General features: G+C 66.0%; 15 protein-coding genes. 11 read left to right on the top strand and 4 right to left on the bottom strand.

Going from position 1 to position 18,073, the window contains the following annotated elements; translation table 11 throughout:
• Positions 1–63 precede the first annotated feature (63 nt).
• From HNS03_RS13345 to HNS03_RS13310, 8 genes are all read left to right on the top strand, one after another.
• Positions 64–930: an ABC transporter permease gene (locus HNS03_RS13345; RefSeq protein ID WP_367195991.1), complete on the top strand. Its 867-nt coding sequence runs from the start codon at positions 64–66 to the stop codon at positions 928–930.
• Complete coding sequence (locus tag HNS03_RS13340; protein WP_367195989.1) at positions 930–1,715, top strand: ABC transporter permease; 786 nt, start codon at positions 930–932, stop codon at positions 1,713–1,715. Before HNS03_RS13345 ends, HNS03_RS13340 begins: the two co-directional genes overlap by 1 nt.
• A gap of 60 nt (positions 1,716–1,775) precedes the next feature.
• Positions 1,776–2,915 (top strand): extracellular solute-binding protein, encoded by a 1,140-nt coding sequence (locus HNS03_RS13335; RefSeq protein ID WP_367195988.1) that lies wholly within the window; start codon positions 1,776–1,778, stop codon positions 2,913–2,915.
• An 80-nt stretch (positions 2,916–2,995) separates the two neighbouring features.
• On the top strand, positions 2,996–4,075 hold the full coding sequence (locus HNS03_RS13330; protein ID WP_367195986.1) for an ABC transporter ATP-binding protein: 1,080 nt from the start codon (positions 2,996–2,998) through the stop codon (positions 4,073–4,075).
• Between the two features lie 29 nt (positions 4,076–4,104).
• On the top strand, positions 4,105–5,460 hold the full coding sequence (locus HNS03_RS13325; RefSeq protein ID WP_367195984.1) for an aspartate aminotransferase family protein: 1,356 nt from the start codon (positions 4,105–4,107) through the stop codon (positions 5,458–5,460).
• An 8-nt stretch (positions 5,461–5,468) separates the two neighbouring features.
• Positions 5,469–6,395 carry a 3-keto-5-aminohexanoate cleavage protein gene (locus HNS03_RS13320; protein WP_367195983.1) on the top strand — a complete coding sequence of 309 codons (927 nt, stop codon included), beginning with the start codon at positions 5,469–5,471 and terminating at the stop codon, positions 6,393–6,395.
• 1 nt (position 6,396) lies between these two features.
• Positions 6,397–6,891 (top strand): N-acetyltransferase family protein, encoded by a 495-nt coding sequence (locus tag HNS03_RS13315; RefSeq protein ID WP_367195981.1) that lies wholly within the window; start codon positions 6,397–6,399, stop codon positions 6,889–6,891.
• The gene (locus HNS03_RS13310) at positions 6,888–7,910 is read left to right on the top strand and encodes a histone deacetylase family protein (RefSeq protein WP_367195979.1); all 1,023 of its coding nucleotides are present in this window, start codon (positions 6,888–6,890) and stop codon (positions 7,908–7,910) included. Before HNS03_RS13315 ends, HNS03_RS13310 begins: the two co-directional genes overlap by 4 nt.
• 125 nt (positions 7,911–8,035) lie before the next feature.
• On the opposite strand, the gene HNS03_RS13305 is transcribed toward HNS03_RS13310, so the two are convergent.
• The 3 genes from HNS03_RS13305 to HNS03_RS13295 all read right to left on the bottom strand — a co-directional run bounded on the left by HNS03_RS13305 (position 8,036) and on the right by HNS03_RS13295 (position 14,890).
• The gene (locus tag HNS03_RS13305; protein WP_367195978.1) at positions 8,036–11,596 is read right to left on the bottom strand and encodes an SPOR domain-containing protein; all 3,561 of its coding nucleotides are present in this window, start codon (positions 11,594–11,596) and stop codon (positions 8,036–8,038) included.
• Between the two features lie 180 nt (positions 11,597–11,776).
• Positions 11,777–13,537 (bottom strand): arginine--tRNA ligase, encoded by a 1,761-nt coding sequence (argS, locus tag HNS03_RS13300; protein ID WP_367195976.1) that lies wholly within the window; start codon positions 13,535–13,537, stop codon positions 11,777–11,779.
• Positions 13,538–13,675: 138 nt separating this feature from the next.
• Positions 13,676–14,890 carry a deoxyguanosinetriphosphate triphosphohydrolase gene (locus HNS03_RS13295; protein WP_367195974.1) on the bottom strand — a complete coding sequence of 405 codons (1,215 nt, stop codon included), beginning with the start codon at positions 14,888–14,890 and terminating at the stop codon, positions 13,676–13,678.
• Positions 14,891–15,010: 120 nt separating this feature from the next.
• On the opposite strand from HNS03_RS13295, the gene erpA reads away from it, so the two are divergent.
• From erpA to HNS03_RS13280, 3 genes are all read left to right on the top strand, one after another.
• Complete coding sequence (erpA, locus tag HNS03_RS13290; RefSeq protein ID WP_367196006.1) at positions 15,011–15,355, top strand: iron-sulfur cluster insertion protein ErpA; 345 nt, start codon at positions 15,011–15,013, stop codon at positions 15,353–15,355.
• A 126-nt stretch (positions 15,356–15,481) separates the two neighbouring features.
• Positions 15,482–16,261 (top strand): exodeoxyribonuclease III, encoded by a 780-nt coding sequence (gene xth / locus HNS03_RS13285; protein ID WP_367195972.1) that lies wholly within the window; start codon positions 15,482–15,484, stop codon positions 16,259–16,261.
• A gap of 34 nt (positions 16,262–16,295) precedes the next feature.
• A complete protein-coding gene (locus HNS03_RS13280; RefSeq protein WP_367195970.1) occupies positions 16,296–16,718 on the top strand; it encodes a GFA family protein in 423 nt (140 codons plus the stop codon).
• A 62-nt stretch (positions 16,719–16,780) separates the two neighbouring features.
• Here HNS03_RS13280 and HNS03_RS13275 read toward each other — a convergent pair whose 3' ends face one another.
• Positions 16,781–17,599 carry a tetratricopeptide repeat protein gene (locus HNS03_RS13275; protein WP_367195968.1) on the bottom strand — a complete coding sequence of 273 codons (819 nt, stop codon included), beginning with the start codon at positions 17,597–17,599 and terminating at the stop codon, positions 16,781–16,783.
• Positions 17,600–18,073 lie beyond the last annotated feature (474 nt).

The following is an 18,073-nucleotide window of genomic DNA, read 5'->3' as shown; positions in this document are numbered from 1 at the left end:
CTATTTGATCAATGCCCGCCCTGCCGGCAAAGTCAAGACATTCGCCGAACCGAGGGGCATCGAATGTCGGTCGAACGCCGTGAGGCGCGCCAGCCTTGGATATTGCTGTCGCCTGCCCTAGCGGCTGTGACGCTTCTTCTGTTCGTTCCGCTGCTCTTTATCGTGGTCTATTCTTTCTGGTTGCGGACCGCGACCGGCGCAGATCAAGTCGGGTTCTATCTCGACAACTGGCAGGAAGCGCTTTCGGACCCGTTTTACAGGGATATTCTCCTCAACACGCTCAAGATCGCGGCACTCACCACACTCGTCTGCGCGATTGCGGGTTATCCGACCGCCTATTTCATCGCCCGCTCCCGCGGAAACAAGGTTCTTCTTCTTCTTCTGCTGATGCTGCCGTTCTGGATCAGCTACATCATCCGCACGATGTCGTGGATCAACATTCTTGGCGTGTCCGGCGCGGTGAATTCCATTCTAATCGCGCTCGGGATCATCTCCGAACCGATCCAGATGCTCTACAACGAGACCACGGTGATCCTGGGTCTCGTGCATTTTCTCATGCCGTTCATGATCCTGAACGTGTTCGTCAGCCTGGAAGGGATCGATACGACGCTGGAAGATGCCGCCTGCTCGCTGGGCGCCACCCGCTGGAGCACCTTCCTGGAGGTCACGCTGCCGCTGTCGCTGCCGGGACTGGCGGCCGGCGGCCTGCTCTGCTTCGTACTGTCGGCCGGCACCTACATCACCCCGCTCGTGCTGGGCGGACCGACCGACGCCATGTTCGCCAACCTGGTGTTCGAGGCGATCATCACCCAGCTCGATTGGCCGCTCGGCTCCGCCCTGTCCTTAATGCTGCTCGTCGTCCTGGGCGCGCTGGTGCTGGTCTACAATCGCTTCCTCGGCATGGCCCAACTGATGAAGGGGCTCGGCTGATGGGATGGTCGTTGATCCGGCTGTGGACCGCGCTGGTCTACCTGTTCATGTTCCTGCCGGTGGCGGTGGTGGTGCTGTTGAGCTTCAACGCCAGCCAGTTCGGTAGCTTCCCCATGACCGGGCTGTCGCTGCACTGGTTCGTGGAGCTAGCCAACAACGACGCGATCCTGCGCGCGTTCCAAACCTCCATCGTGCTGGGCGCGCTGACGGCGGTGATTTCCACGACCCTCGGCGTGCTGGCGAGCCTGGCGCTGGTGCGCTACCGGGTGCCCGGCGCCAACCTGATCTCCACCGTGCTGATCGCACCGATCCTGGTGCCGGAAGTGGTGCTGGCGGTGGCTCTACTCCTGTTCCTGAACTTTCTGTCGATGCCGAAGAGCTTCCCGCTCCTCTTGATGGGCCACGTGATCTTCACGCTGCCATTCGTGGTGCTGGTGGTGCAGGCGCGGCTGGTCGGGATCCGGCGCGACATGGAAGAGGCGGCCATGAGCCTGGGCGCAAGCCCGATCCAGACCTTCTTTCAGATCACTCTGCCCCTGCTCGCGCCGGCCGTGTTCGCGGGCATGCTGTTCGCCTTCACCATCTCGTTCGACGACATCACGGGCACGCTGTTTTGGAAGCCGGGCGGGGTGGAGACCGTCCCCACCCAGATCTTCGCGATGCTGCGCAACTCCATCTCGCCGGAGATCAACGCGCTCGGCACCGTGATGATCGTGCTGACCGTCGGTCTTCCGCTCGCCGGGCTTGCGATCGCCCGCCGGCTGGCCGCCCGGCGCGGCGGATAGCACCGCCCCCAACAATGACAACGACAAAACAGACCATCCAGTAGAGAACAGGAGCCACCAATGGACGATACCAAACGCTACGAGCGCCTACGCGAACGCTACATGAATGGCGATCTCGACCGGCGCAGCTTCCTCGGTCTCCTCGGCGCGGCCGGGCTTGCCTACGGCGTCCAGATGCCGTTCGCCCGCCAGGCGTTGGCCGCCGTGGAGGAGGTCCGTTTCGACGGCTGGGGCGGCGTCGTTTCCGAAGCTTTCCGCCAATATGCCTTCGGCCCGTTCACCGAAAAGACTGGCATCAAGGTGGTCGACGGCACCTTCGGCGGCGGCGACGAGTTCCTGTCGCGGGTCAAAGCGAGCCGGCCGGGCGAGTACAACATCGCCCACCTCTCCGGCGTGTTCGACTATGTCCGCTACATCAATCTCGGGCTCGGTTCCACGCTCGACGAGAGCAAGATCCCGAACCTGCAATACGTGATTCCAAAGCTGACGGAGGTGTTCAAGAAGGTCACCGACGGCAAGCTCTCCTGCGTGCCTTACGATTACGGCACCACCGGAATTGCCTACAATCGCAAGCACATCTCCGACGACGAGGTGAAGGAGAAGGGTGCCAAGATCCTCATCGACGATGCCTACAAGGGCAAGATCGGCGGCTGGAGCGATTGGCGCACGCGGATCTGGTACGCCTCGCTGCAGACCGGACAGGATCCCAATGGCGCAACCGACATGGACGCTATCTGGGACGCGATCCGCACCAACCGCGATCTGGTGCTGAAATACTGGACTTCCGGCGCGGAGCTGATGAGCCTGCTCGCCGAAGAGGAAATCTACGTCACAGAGGGCTGGTCCGGCCGCATCTACGCGCTGCAGGAGCAGGGTCACGACATCGGCTACTACGATCCGCCGAACGGCTTCGGCTGGCAGGAATGCCTGTTCGTGATCAAGGGCTCGCCGATGGCGGCCTGCGAGGAGCTGCTCGACTTCATGCTCGCGCCGGCGACCTCGATCGCGGTGGCGGAAGGCCAGAACTATCCGCCGGCCCTCGACCCCAAGAAAGTCGATCTCGGCGAGAAGATCCCGAAGCTGCCCGCCTTCGACCCGACCGGAACGCTCTCCGGCCTGACCTTCGCCGACCCGGCCTACTGGAACGGCCACGAGCAGGCCTGGTCCAAGAAGTTCAGCCGGATCGAAAAAGGCTACTGAGCCAACTGACGAAAACGGCGCGCGCGAAGCATTCGCCTCGGGCGCGTCCTTCCCCACGTTCGAGCAGCGGGTCCGGATCGGTGAGCGCGGTAACCCTTTCCAATATTGCCAAGCGCTTCGGCAGCTTCACCGCCCTCCATCCCATGTCGATGGAGATCGCGGAGGGAAGCTTCGTCACGCTGCTCGGCCCGTCCGGGTGCGGCAAGACCACGACGTTACGCATGATCGCCGGCCTGATCGACCCGAGCGAGGGCGAGATCATGATCAAGGGCCGGCGCATGAACGACGTGCCGATCCACAAGCGCAATCTGGGCCTAGTGTTCCAGAACTACGCCCTGTTCCCGCACAAGACGATCGCGGAGAACATCGCCTTCGGGCTGAAATATCGCGGCGTCTCCAAGGCGGACGCGGAACGGCGGGTGAAGGAAACGCTGGAGCTGGTTCAGCTTCCCCATGTCGGCGACCGCTATCCGAAACAGCTCTCCGGCGGCCAGCAGCAGCGCATTGCGCTCGCCCGTGCCGTCGTGATCGAGCCGGACGTGCTGCTGCTGGACGAGCCTCTGTCGGCGCTGGACGCGAACCTTCGTGAAGACATGCGCGTGGAGCTGAAGCGGATCCAGCACCGCATCGGCGTCACCACCGTGTTCGTCACCCACGACCAGTCCGAGGCGCTCGCCATGTCGGACCGGGTGGTGGTCATGTCCGCCGGTCGGGTCGAGCAGGTCGGCGCGCCGGAAGAGGTCTACAACAATCCCGAAAGCGAATTCGTCGCCCGCTTCCTGGGCGCTTCCAACGTCCTCGACGCGACGAGCCTGGGCAGCGATGGCGACACGGTAGGGATCGAAGCCGCCAGCCTCGGCCGCATCGCGATCCCACGCGACCGCGCCCAGAAGCTGAATGGCAAAGGCCCCGTCAAGCTGATCGTGCGGGCGGAAAAGCTGCAGCTCGCCCCGCCGGGTGCCGCCGCCGACGACCTGATCGCCGCCGACGGCGTGGTGGAGACCGTGGACTATCAAGGTCAGGCCGCCCGCTATTTCGTGCGCGTGGGCGACCACCAGCTCCAGGCGATCAACATGATCGACGAGCACCCTTTCGCCGAGGGCGCCGCCGTGTCGCTTCGGCTGCGGCCGCGCGACTGCACGGCCCTTCCCGCTTCCTGAGTATCGTTTCCTTGAGTTCGGATCCCCCAATGGTCGCCCACCCCCACAGCCACCTGTTCTACCAAAGCCGCCGGCGCAAACCGATGCTGGACGAAGCCCGCGGCATCTACATGTGGGACATCGACGGCAAGCGCTATATCGACGGCTCGTCGGGCGCGATGGTCTGCAACATCGGCCACTCCAACGAAAACGTGCTCGCGGCCATGCGGCTGCAGATGGAAAAGGCGACCTTCGGCTACCGGCTGCATTTCGAGACCGAAGCCTCCGAGCGACTCGCAACCAAGACGGCCGCGCTGATGCCGGACGGGTTGAACCGGATCTTCTTCGTTTCCGGTGGATCGGAGGCGGTGGAAAGCGCGATCAAGCTCGCCCGCCAATATGCGGTCGCGACTGGCCAAGGCGGGCGCTGGAAGGTGATCTCGCGGGCGCCGTCCTATCATGGCGCCACCTTGGGCGCGCTCGCCCTCACCGGCTACGCGCCGCTGACGGCGCCGTTCGAGCCGATGATGCGCGAGATGCCGAAGGTGCCGGCCCCGCGCGCCTATCTGGACGGTCTCGATCCGGACGATCCCGCCACCGGCCACCACTATGCCGACATGCTGGAGCGCGCGATTCTGGAGGAAGGCCCCGAGACCGTGCTCGCCTTCATCGTCGAGCCGATAGGCGGCGCCTCGACCGGCGCGCTGGTCCCGCCGGCGGGCTACATGGAGCGGGTGCAGGAGATTTGCCGACGCTACGACGTGCTCCTGATCCTGGACGAGGTGATGACCGGCGCCGGGCGCACGGGGCGCTTCCTTGCCGGCGAGCATTGGGAAAGCGAACCCGACATCGTGGTGCTCTCGAAAGGCTTTGCAGCCGGCTATGTGCCGCTCGGCGCCATGGCCGCCCACGACCGGCTAGTGGAACCGGTGCTCGATGCCGGCGGCTTCCAGCACGGCTACACCTATGCCGGCAATCCGCTCGCCTGCGCCGCCGGGCTCGCCGTGATCGAGGAGATCGAGCGCCAGGGGCTGGTGGAGAATGCCGAACGGACAGGCCGAACCTTGAAGGCCCGGCTCGAAGATCTGATGCAGCGCTATCCGATCATCGGCGATGTGCGCGGCCTCGGCCTGCTCACGGCCTTCGAGTTCGTCTCCGATCGCCGGACCATGGCACCGCTCCCCCGGCAACTCGCCGCCTTCGACCGGTTCGTCACGATCGCCTACGACAACGGGCTGATCGTCTATTCACGCCGCAGCCGCAACGGCGTCGAGGGCGATCATATCCTGGTCTGCCCACCCCTGATCGTGTCGGAGCCCCAGATCGAGGAAATCGTGGAGCTGCTGGACCGCTCGCTCCGGCAATTCAACGACGAGATTCAGCCCGCACTGACGCAGACGTCCTGAGAGATCCGGTGTCCAAGATCATCATCACCTGCGCCGTGACGGGGTCGATCCACACCCCGTCCATGTCGCCTCATCTGCCGGTGACGGCGGACGAGATCACCGCCCAGTCCGTCGATGCCGCCGAAGCCGGCGCGGCGATCCTGCACCTCCACGCCCGCGACCCGAAAAGCGGACGCCCCTCCGCCGCGCCGGAGCACTTTTTCGCCTTCCTGCCCCGCATCAAACAGGCGCGCGACGCGGTCTTGAACCTGACAACGGGCGGCAGCGCGACCATGACGCTGGACGAGCGGCTGGCCGCACCGAAACAGGCAGCGCCGGAGATGTGCTCGCTCAACATGGGCACGATGAACTTCGCGCTCTATCCGGCAGCAGAGCGGATCACGAACTGGAAACACGACTGGGAAAAGTCATTCCTGGAAAGCTCCGACGACCTGGTCTTCAAGAACACGCCGCGCGACATCGCCCGCATCTTGACCGAGCTCGGAGCCGAGCGCGGCGCCCGCTTCGAGTTCGAGTGCTACGATGTCGGCCATCTCTACATGCTACACCATTTCGCCGAACGCGGCCTGGTAGAACCGCCCTTCTTCATCCAATTCGTGTTCGGCGTGTTGGGCGGGATCGGCCCGGATCCGGAAAATCTGACACACATGAAGACGATCGCCGACAAGCTGTTCGGCGACGGCTACGCCTTCTCCGTCCTGGCTGCCGGGCGCCATCAGATCCCGCTCGCCAGCATGGCTGCGGCAATGGGTGGGCATGTCCGCGTCGGCCTGGAAGACAGCCTGATGATCGCGCGCGGCGAGCTCGCCACCTCCAACGCCCAGCAGGTCGCCAAGATCCGCAGGATCGTGGAGGACATGGGTCGCGTCCCCGCGACACCCGCAGAGGCGCGCACGATGCTGCGCCTCAAGGGCGCCGACCGGACGGCAATCTGACATGACAGAAATCCAGGTCAGATTGGCAGAGGCACCCGACGCGGACCGACTCGACGCCGCCCTGCGCCAGCTTTCCGTAACGATCGGCGATGCCCATGCCGCAACATCCGCCTCGCTTCGTGCCGCCGGCTTTGGGAATAATCCGGTTTTCCGCGCCCAGATCGCGGAAGCGGACGGCGAGATCGTCGGCGCGGCCCTCTACTCGCCGGTCTTTTCCACCATTCGCGGCGGACCCGGGATCTACCTCTCCGATCTTTGGGTCGCAGAGACAGTGCGCGGCAGCGGGCTTGGCGCCCGCCTCCTTCGGGCCGTGGCGCACGATGCCGGTGCGGTCTGGCAGGCGCGCTTTCTGAAGCTTGCGGTCTACGACGACAACCCGCGCGCCCGGTCTTTCTACGACCGGCTCGGCTTCGAAGCCGCAATCGGCGAAATCGTCCTCACGCTTGGCGCGGACCAATTCGCCGCCCTCACATCCACTCCGGGAGGCCCGCAATGAAAGCGTTCTTCGACGAGCGCCAGTGGCACCATGATCCGAAACACTTCATGGCGAACGGCACGATCCTGCCCAATCCGGAGCAGCCCAAACGCATTGAGGTGTTGAAGGCGGCGGCGGAATCCGCCGGCTGTCGGTTCGAGGCCCCCGCCGATGCCGGCACCGGGCCGATCGCCGCCCTTCACACCGCCGAATATATCGCCTTTCTGAAGACGATCTTCCCGCGCTGGCAGCGCATCGACGGAGCCGGCGCGGAAGTGATCCCGAACATCCATCCGGCCAACCGGTCCGACAGCTATCCGAAGTCCGCCGTCGGCCAGGCCGGCTATCACCAGGCCGACACCGCCTGCCCGATCGCCGCTGGCACCTTCGAGGCGGCCTACTGGTCGGCCCAGACGGCGGTTTCCGGCGTGGACTATCTTCTCTCGGGCGGACGAGCGGCCTATGCGCTTTCCCGCCCGCCGGGCCATCACGCCTTCACCGATCTCGCCGGCGGATTCTGCTTTTTCAACAATTCCGGCATCGCCGCAGAGCGTCTGCGGTCCGCCGGCAAGCGGCCTGCGATCCTGGATATCGACGTCCATCACGGCAACGGCACGCAAGGAATCTTCTATCGCCGCAACGACGTTTTGACGGTGTCGATCCATGCCGACCCGGTGCGATTCTATCCCTTCTTCTGGGGACACGCCCAGGAGCGTGGCGACGGCAACGGTCTCGGCTTCAACCTCAATCTGCCGTTGGAGCGCAAGACCGGCGACGAGGACTATCTCAACACCCTCGAGACCGCCTTCGAGCGGATCGCCGCCTTCGGCGCCGACGCGCTGGTGATCGCACTTGGGCTCGACGCCCATATCGACGACCCGTTTCAGGGGCTTGCCGTTACGACACCGGGCTTTGCCAGGATCGGCGCGGCAATCGCGGACCTTGGCCTGCCGACCCTGTTCGTGCAGGAGGGCGGCTACCTCTCGCCCGCCCTGGGCGACAACCTCACCCATGTCCTCCAGGGCTTTGGGACGGAATAACAAGCCTTTCGCCCGCTCACCTCGGCGAAAACAGGAACAAGCGAAGCCAGCGCGTGACCGCGCGCCGGCCGTTATTTCACGCGCTTCCGGACGGCGAACCGGTGTCCACTTCGCCTGGAAGCGCTCTAGTTCCGCCCGATGAAGCAGTCGCCGCCCGCCGCCTTCAGCTCCGAGCAGAGCTGGTTCGCCGCGTCCCGGCTCTGGGCCGGCAGCCGCACCCGGTAGAAGGTGCCACGCGAGCCGAGATCGGCGACCTGGATGTCCGGCGAGCGGCTACCCAAGATCGACGGAAACCGCTGCTGAAGCTGGCGATAGGCCGCTTCGGCTTGGTCCTGGGAGCGCTGCGAGCTCACCTGGACCGACCAGGGCGCCGACGCGGCCGCGGGAGCGGACGTTGCCGCCAAACTCGTTGCAGCAGAACTGCTCTGCCGCGTCGCCGCCGTGCGCTGCTGGTTCGCACGCTGGGCGCTGGCGGCAAGCTCGGAGGGCGAGACCCTCTCGCCCACCCCCGTCGTCGAGGACGGCGTCGACGTGGTCGCGGACGATGTCGCCGAATTGCCCTGGTCGGGCACCAGCGACAACGGCCCCCGGCTCGGCTGAGACGTCACTCGTGTGGTGGAGACGGAGCGCGTGCCGCTGTCGTCGCGGGCCCTCGGGGTCGGCGGAACCGCACTGGACAACCGCTCGGAGGTTCGGATCGGCGAGGGCTGAGACAGTTGCGACGGCTCGGCAGCCGCCGTTTCGGTCGTCGTCGTTTCGGTCGTTGCGGTCTCGATCCGATCGGAGGCTGTTCCGGTGGACGCAGTCTCGGTCGCCCCCGCCATATCCTCCGCTTCGGACGTTCCGGGAAGCGCAGTCGACACGGTCTCAGGCGCGGAAGACGACTGACTGGACGACGCCGGCGCGGCTGCGTCCGTCGACGGCTGGGAAGAAGCGGTCGACGTCTGATCGATGACGCGCGGCTGGGCTTCCGCCGCGCCGGCGGATTCCAACTCGTCGGACGGCACGATCGTGCCATCGGGCCGAACCACCAGCGTGCGCACGCGCTTGGGCAGCATCGGCGACGACGTCCCCTCCCCGGCGGACTGGGACGGATCGATCGGCTCTTCGGAACTCTGGACCAGACGTCCGGTCTCCGCGCCGACGCGGTCCTGAATGGACTTGCTGCCGTCGCCGTTCGCGGCCCCGCCTTCCGGCATCACCTTGACCCCGTCAGCGCTCGCCTGGATCACCGGCGGTGGTCCGTCGTCGACCTCCGTGCCAGTCGTCATGCCGTAGACGAAGTAGCCGACACCGCCGAGCACCACGACGATGCCGACGGCCGCAACGGCCCGCCAGATCCGCCGACGCTTCGGCCGCTCCGACAGCCCCAGAGCGGCATCCATCTCCGCCAGCGAATGGGGCGGCAGAGTATCATCGTCCTCCCATTCCGGCTCCGCCTCGTCGTAGTAGCGGTCGTCTTCGTCGTCGTATTCGTAATCGTCCTCATAGCCGTCGCCCTCGTCGCCTTCGGCGTACCGATCATCTTCTGCGCCATCCTCGGCGAACTCGTCCTCGTCGGCATCGATCCGGCGCGCCAGAATGCGCGGCAGGTCCGTCGTATCCAGCTCTTCCTCGGTAAACAGCGCATCGGCGAGCTGATCGGCCGAGCCGGAGGTCTCGTCGCCTTTGCCGCGCACCGGTTCGGTTTTCCCGGAGGAGGCCCAACCGCGCCAGCTTTCCTCGTCGACGCCCGGAAGATCTCCGAGCGGAAAGCCGCGCGGTTTTTCCGCCGTCGGCTCCGGCTCGGCCGGTTCCTGGCGACGTTCGCCGAGATCGAACCGGAAGCTCGGGACCGTGCGGCGCGGCCGCACCGTGGGCACCGCCACGGCAGGTCCGGCAGCCTCTGCGTCTTCCACGGACGGCTCCGACGGCGTCTCCGTCGGCTCGACCGCCTTCTTCGCGGCCTCTGCCGGCCCAGCTTCGGCCTCGGCCGCCTCCTGCTCGTCCGTCTCGGTGCCGAGGCCCAGATCGAACTCGAAATCGATCTCGTCGACCGCCGCTTCCGTTTCTGCAGCAGGCACGCTGGCGGCCCCAGCCTTTTCCTCGGCCACATCCTCAGCCGCAGCAGCGGCGCGCGGCGCCTCGTCGGCAGGCTTGGCGGCAACCGGGGAAGCCGCCGCGCGGGTCGACTGAGCGCGTTCGGCTTCATCCGCCCAGGTCACGCGTTGCGGCCGTGGCGCTTCGGCCGCCCGATGCGCCGGGTGCTCTTCCCAGTCATCCAGCTTGGCAAATGTGGGTGTCGGGCGCGGAGCCGGCGTTTCACGCGTGGCGCCGGTGGCGAAGGATCGGCTCGGCGGCGCGGTATCGCTCGCGGTCGGTTCCCCCCCGGACGGGGTGGCACTCGCAGTCGGTTCTGCGGCGGGCGCCGCCGGACCGCTTTGAAGCGTGGGCCGGCTAGGCAGGGGCCGATCCGGAGCCTTTGCGGCCGGCGCGCTTTCGGAGGGAGCCTCGGCTTGCGGCGCGGGCGTCTCGGAGTTCGCCTGATGGTCCACTTCGTCCCGACGGCCGAAGCGATCCCGCAGCCGGTGCAAGGCCTCGATCGTGGCGGTCGTTTCGGTGTCCGATGCGGGCGCAGATGCTGCGGATTGGGCCGGAGCGGGCTCCTGGCTCGCCTCGGTACGCGTCCCGAACGCCGGACGCTGAGGAGCGCGCGCGGCGGCGGGATCGCCCGGTGCGCGAACCGGTGACGGTTCGAGGCTCGGCTTCGGAGACGGGGATGTCGGTTCCGGCCGGCTGGTAGCGGCGGGCGTGGACGACTCCGACGGCGTCGCAGCCAAGCCGGACATCTCAACGGTTGAGCGCACCGGCTCGCCGGCCCCACGCTCAGGCGTCGGGGTAAACTCGCTGGACGACGATGACGTCGACGCGGAGCCACCCATGTCAGGCGCCGGCGCCCGCGGCGTTGCCCGCGGAATGAACGAGGAGGTGCGGCCGGTCACCGACGTCTCTTTCGGCGCTTCCTCGCGGGCGGGCGCCGCCTTCACGCTTTCGGCACCTTGGTCGCTGTCGAGCTCCTGCATCAACGCCAGCATGAACGGATCGTCGGAGACCTCCGCGTCCGCCTCAGGCTCGTCGACATCGGTCTGCTCGGCCTCGGCAGGCTCGCGTTCAGAGGCGTCTGCCTCCGGCAAATCGTCCTCCAGGGAAGCCTCGTCGTCGAAGCCCGGATCGGGGTCGGCCAGATCTTCGGCGATCCCGGCGGCAAACAACGCCTCGTCCTGATCGTCCTCCGTCGACGCCGCTTCCGGGCGCTCAGGATCGAATGCGTCCTCGCTCTCCCAGGCCTCGTCGGTCTCGATCCAGGCATCGTTGTCGGCACGAAGAGGATCGCCCTCCCCTTCGCCGTCGTCCGTGGCGGAGGTCTCGAAGGCCGCGCGCACCGCCGCGAAGGCGTCCGGACGCACATCGTCGCGCCCGCCCTCGTCAGCGAACGCATCGTCGCCTTGCGACGTCTCGGTCGCCGCGGGTCGGGGACGCAATCTGGGGCGCTGAGGACGCGTCCACTCGTCCGCCTCGCTGTCGCCGCCCATGAACCGCGTCAGTTCGGCCAGCGGATCATCAGGCTCCGATCCACCAACAGTATCATCCCGCCCAGGCCGACGCGGCCCGACCGAGCGACGCAGGTTCGTCTTCGAGTTCGTCATTCTTCGAACCGCCGTATTCTCTTAGCTGGCCCGGCGTCTCGATCTGGATGCGACCAAGGGTTTCCGTCGGAGCACGCACCGACCGAATGCCACCATTCGATTGGAGAAGGACGTGCCCGTCCATCAAACCCGGCGCATCGTCCCGTAAAACCCGATCACCCGATCAGGTCGAACGATGCGCTAGCGCATCTCATCCGGAGCCGAGACGCCCAGGACCGACAATCCCACCTTCAGGGTCGTCTGCGTCGCCAAGACGAGCGCCAGCCGAGCCTGGGTGAAGCCTGAATCCTCAGCCTTAATAAAGCGTAAGTGTGGCAATTCCTTTCCGCGATTCCAGTGTCCGTGGAATGCGCTTGCCAACTCGTGGAGGTAAAATGCGATCCGATGCGGTTCGCGCGCCTCCGCCGCCGCGTCAACGATTCGCGGCCATTCCGCCAGCTTCGCAATCAGCGCCAGCTCGCCGGGGTCGTCGAGCCGGGCAAGCGGCGTGGCGACCAAAGCCGGTGTGGAGACATCCAGATCCGGCATCTCTTCGCGCGCCTGACGCAGCACAGATGCGCAGCGCGCATGCGCATACTGCACGTAGAAGACCGGGTTCTCGCGGCTCTGCTCCGTCACAGCCTTGAAATCGAAGTCCAGCGGCGCGTCCGCCTTGCGGAACAACAGCATGAAGCGGACCGCATCCGGCCCGACCTCGTCCACGAGGTCCCGCAAGGTCACGAAATCGCCGGCCCGCTTCGACATCCGAACCGGTTCGCCGCCCCGAAACAGCTTGACCAGTTGGGTAAGCTCGATGGTGAGCGAGCCCTTGCCGTCCGTCAGCGCCGCGACCGCCGCCTTCATCCGTTTGACGTAGCCGCCATGATCGGCTCCCATCACGTCGATCATGTCGAGGAAGCCCCGGCTGATCTTGTCGTAGTGATAGGCGATGTCGGAGGCGAAATAAGTATAGCTGCCGTCCGATTTCAACAGCGCGCGATCGATATCGTCGCCAAAGTCGGTGGACCGGAACAAAGTCTGCTCACGATCCTCCCACTCCTCGTCCGGCTGACCCTTCGGCGGCGGCAACGTGCCCTGATAGATCAGGCCCCGCTCCGTGAGATAGGCGATCGCCTCGGCCACCCGGTCGCGCCCGTTCGCCACCAGCGAGCGCTCGGAAAACACGACATCATGGACGATCCTGAGCGAGGCCAGGTCCGTCCGGATCATCTCCATCATGCGGTCGACGGCGAAGGGACGGACGATGGGGAGCCAGTCGACCTCCTCCATGTCGAGGAGCCCTCGGCCGTGCTGCTCGACCAGGCCGGCGCCGATATCCTTCAGATACTCGCCCGGATACAGGCCTTCGGGAATCGCCCCGATCTCCTCGCCGAGCGCTTCCCGGTAGCGCAGGAAGGTGGAGCGGGCGAGCACGTCGACCTGCGCGCCGGCATCGTTGACATAATATTCGCGGGTGACGGCGAAGCCGCAAAAAGCAAGCAGGTTCGCAAGCACGTCGCCCACGACGGCGCCGCGGCAATGGCCGACATGCAGCGGCCCGGTCGGGTTGGCCGAGACATATTCCACATTGACGGGGCGATCGGCGCCGCGCTCGGACCGGCCATAGTTCATCCCGCTCTCCAGGATGGTGGCCAACAGCCGGGTCCACGTCCTCTGGGTCAGGCGAATGTTGACGAAGCCGGGGCCGGCGACCTCCACCGCCTCGACGTCCGGGTCCTCCGCCAGCTTCTCGGAGATATCGAGCGCGAGATCGCGCGGGCGACGGCCCATTGCCTTGGCGAACACCATGGCGGCGTTGGTGGCGAGATCGCCATGGGCGGGATCGCGCGGCGGCTCCACGACGATGCGCGAGCGATCAACCGCCTGACCGTCTTCTGCGGTCACACCGAGGTTGCCGAGGATGACGGCCATCCGATCGGCGAAATCGACGAAAATATTCATGCTTTGCCCGAACAAGCGACAGCGCACACACGCGCCAGGGGAGCGGGAAGCCGGACCGAAGCTCCGCGCCAAGCGCGCCAAGACGCTGAAAAATAAAGCTTTTCTTCGGAAGATCGACCCGTGCAGTCGGCGGGTGATCTAACGTAATTCCGGGGTTGCGTCAAACAAGCGCCGGTGTTCCTGGAGCGCAAAGCGATCGGTCATGCCCGCGATGTAGTCGCAGACCCGTCGCCGCAGCCGACGCGCGTCGGCCGGATCGAGATCGCGGCGCCACTCCTCCGGCATCCGCTCCGGACGCTCCACGAACGCGGTGAACAGATCTTCCACGATCTGGCCCGCCTGCTCGCGCACGGCCAGAACCGACGGCGCGCGGTAGACCCGCTTCGTCAGGAACGCCTTCACCGCCCGCTCCGCCTCCGCCATCGGCGCCGAAAAGGCGACCAGCGGCTGCGGCCATCCGCGCACCGCGTCGACACTTGCCACACCGCTTGCCAGGATCCGGCGCCGACTTTCGTCGATCACGTCCTCGATCATCCGGGTCAGCACGCGGCGCCCGATTTCGTGCACGACCCGGGCGCGCTCCAGCCCCGGATAGCGCGTGTCAATCTCCGTCAGGAAATCGCCAATCAGGGGCACCCCCCGCAGATCGTCGAGTTCGATCAGCCCGGCCCGGAGCCCATCGTCGATATCGTGGGCATCGTAGGCGATGTCGTCGGCGATCGCGGCGACCTGGGCTTCCAGCGCCGGCTGGGTCCAGGGTTCCAGCCCCAAAAAGTCCGGATCGGCGGCGAAAGCGTGCGGCAGCGGACGGTCGGCATAGCGCCCGATCCCGATTCCCTCACGGCTCGCCAGCGGTCCGTTGTGCTTCACCAGTCCTTCCAGCGTCTCCCAGGTCAGGTTCAGCCCGTCATAGGTCGCGTACCGCCGCTCCAGCCGGGTCACGATCCGGTAGCTTTGGGCGTTGTGGTCGAATCCGTCGAAGCCGGCCATGCAGCGATCGAGGACATCCTCGCCCTCGTGCCCATAGGGCGTGTGGCCGAAATCGTGGGCGAGCGCGACCGACTCGGCGAGATCCTCGTCCAGGCCGAGCACCCGGGAAATCGAGCGAGCGATCTGCGCAACTTCGAGCGAATGGGTGAGCCGAGTGCGATAGTGATCGCCTTCGAGCGAGACGAACACCTGGGTCTTGTGCATCAGCCGACGAAAGGCGGTAGAATGCACGATCCGGTCGCGATCGCGCTGAAAATCGGAACGCGTGCGGCTTCCCGGCTCGACGATCCGCCGCCCGCGCGAGCGCTCAGGATCGGCGGCATAGGGTGCGCGCGGCCGTTCAAAGCCCCTGTCTTCGCTCACCGCGCCCTCTCTCGTGACCACTTGCGGGGTTTGACGATGGTCGGAGACCTCTTAACTATGAGGCGGGTCGACTGACAAGCCGACAACGCGTGCGAACAGGAGATCGAGATCATGGAAGCCATGGAAGCGGACACGGCGCCCGGAGTGGTTGTGACCGACAAGGCAATCCGGCGTGTGGCGAAGATCCTGACCAATGAGCCGGCAGGAACGGCGCTGCGCATCGGGGTCTCCGGCGGTGGCTGTTCGGGCTTTCAATATACCTTCGACCTGGTCCAGGACCGGGAAGCCGACGACATCGTGATCGCCCGCGACGGGGCGACGGTGCTGATCGATCCGATGTCGCTGGAATATCTCTCCGGCTCGGAGATCGACTTCGTGGACGATCTGATCGGCCAGTCGTTCCAGATCCGCAATCCGAATGCCACCTCCTCCTGCGGCTGCGGCACCAGCTTCTCGTTGTTCTGATCCGGCCCGCCGGTCCTCTTGCGCCAAGCGATCGGCTGACGACACTGTCCTTGCGACGGTGGGCGCGATTCGACGCGGCAATCGTTTGAGCCATTTCCGATCGAGAAGACCCGGCAGCGCCCCACCGTGAAAATCGCGACCTGGAACATCAACGGCATCAAGGCCCGTCTCGACACCACGCTCGGCTGGTTGCGCGAGGCGGAGCCGGACGTTGTCTGCCTGCAGGAAATCAAGTCGGTCGACGAGGGCTTCCCCGTCGATCCGTTCGAAAGCCTGGGCTACAACGTCGCCACCCACGGTCAGAAGGGCTTCAACGGCGTTGCGATCCTCTCCAAGCGACCGCTGGAGGATCCCAAGCGCGGCCTTGACGGTGCCCCGGATGACGAACAGGCGCGCTATCTGGAAGGCGTGATCTCGACCGATGCCGGCGTCGTCCGGGTGGCGTCGATCTATCTTCCCAACGGCAATCCGGTCGAAAGCGACAAGTTCGCCTACAAGCTTGCCTGGGCCGACCGGCTGATCCGGCGGGCGGAGGAGCTGCTTGCCCTGGAAGAGCCGGTGGTGCTCGCCGGCGACTACAACGTCATTCCCGACCCGATCGACGCCAAGCGGCCGGAAGCCTGGGTGAACGACGCGCTGTTCCAACCGGAAAGCCGCGCCTTCTACCGCCGGCTACAGGCGCTCGGCTATACGGACGCGGTGCGCGCCACCACCGACGCTGCGTGCTATACGTTCTGGGACTATCAGGCCGGCGCCTGGCAGAAGGACAACGGAATCCGGATCGATCACATGCTGTTGTCGCCCCAGGCGGCCGATCGCCTGGAAGCCGTCACCATCGAGCGCGACGTACGCGGCCGGGACAAGCCGTCCGACCATGTTCCCGTTGTGGCAACGCTTTCGGTTTGATCTTTCCCGCTGAGGCCGACGGAACCCGAACACGATGAGCGATTTGCCGGAGCCGATGGTCCATGCGGGGGGCTGCTTCTGCGGCGCGGTTCGCTACCGGCTGACCCATTCCCTCGACGATACCGCGCACTGCCATTGCCGCATGTGCCAGCAGGCGGTGGGCGCGACCGTGGTCACATGGACCACCGTTCCCGTCAGCGCCTTCGCCTGGACCTCGGGGCGGGCCGCCGAGCACCGCTCCAGCGCGCGAGCGACACGGACCTTCTGTCGGGAGTGCGGGACCTCCCTCACCTTCCGGCTGGATGACGATCCCCTGATCGATGTGACGGTGGCGAGCCTCGACAATCCCGATGCGGCCCATCCGGATCGCAACATCTGGACCCGATCGCGACTGGAGCTGATGCACGGCTTCGACCGGGAGCTTCCCGACGAGTTGGAAGAAACCCCGCAGGGCTGACGTCGGATCGTCAAGAGCGCTCGCGTTCCCGAACGGCTTTCCAGCGCTCAGGACGACCGTCGCTAATTCGTCCGGCTGTTGTGGCCGAGCCAGGTGTCGGCCAGCTGGGTCGCCCGCTTGCGCTCGTCGTCGGAGGCGCGCGCGAAGGCCTTCTCCTGACGCTCGCGGATCCATTCCGAATCCGTATCCGTCGCCGAGCGGCGGGCGATCGTGAGCCACATCAGCCCGGTCACCGGGCGGCGCGGCAGGTCGTCGCCGAAGAACAGGAGATCGCCCAGCATCGCCTGGGCATCCGGATTGCCCTTTTCCGCCGACAGCTTAAGCCAGCGCGCGGCGAGGCGCGGGTCGCGGTCGTTGGCGTCGGTTTCCAGATACATCCGGCCGAGCCGGTACTGGGCCTGGGCGTTGCCGAAATAGGAGGCGGCGTAAGTATAGAGATTGCGCGCGCGTTCCACGTTCGGCTTGATCGCGCTGTCCTTGATGCCGGTGACGTAGTAGTCGCCGAGCTCGATCAGCGCATCCGCCACGAACGGCGCCTGGGGCGAACTGGGCGCCTCGTCGACATGGGCGTTGGCGACCCGGCTGAAATATTCGAATGCCTTCAGGTCGTCCTCGTCGACGCCATCGCCGTTGGCATACATCCGGCCGAGCTTCCACTGGGCCATCGTATGGTCGTTCTCCGCCGCCTTGGAGAGCTTATCGACGGCGATCGCCTTGTCGCCGCGATAGTAGGCCCGAACACCGTCTCGAAAGAGATCGATGAGCGACGAGGTGTCGTCTGTCTTGGCGCTGTCGGCCTCGCCGGCCCATGCGCCCGTTGCAACCACGGCCAGCACGGCGCCCGCCAGGCAGGTGCGTGTGAAGACCACAAAGCTACGCATGACTGCTCGCTTCCACACTAACCAGATCGGCGGCGCCGGGATCGTCCGGTCCGCGCGCCAAAGACTTGTCGATTGTCGTCGATCGCATTGCAGAGACATTCCGCGCCTGTCGGCTGCGCACTGTCGCCCCCGCTTGCCCGGTCGGTGTGATCGCGGCAGCGCGCCTATCGCCCGCTCCGACCCGTCCCCCGTCCGGCCCCGTCTGCCGGATCGCCTGGGACAACCGTCCGTTCCCTATCCAATGCGCGACGTGTTGGGCGACAGTACGGCAACCCGTCCGGGAGGCCGTCCGCACGCGGGCCGTCGACCCCAGATCGGGCCGAGCCATCGTGAGCTTCCGCCTTGCATCCACCGCAGCCGTCATCGACCGTTCCGTTTCTCCCCCGCCAAGGCTTTTCACCTTTGCGCGAGGAACACCGGTCGTCTTGGTTTGTGGCACAATGGGGGCAAACTGTGCCGCTCTAGGTGGTCTGC

Source organism: Amorphus sp. 3PC139-8 (assembly GCF_040750475.1).
In the GTDB taxonomy this organism is placed as follows: Bacteria; Pseudomonadota; Alphaproteobacteria; order Rhizobiales; family Amorphaceae; genus Amorphus.
The sequence above is the reverse complement of the archived record's forward strand: the minus strand, read 5'-3'. Positions and strand labels throughout refer to the sequence as shown.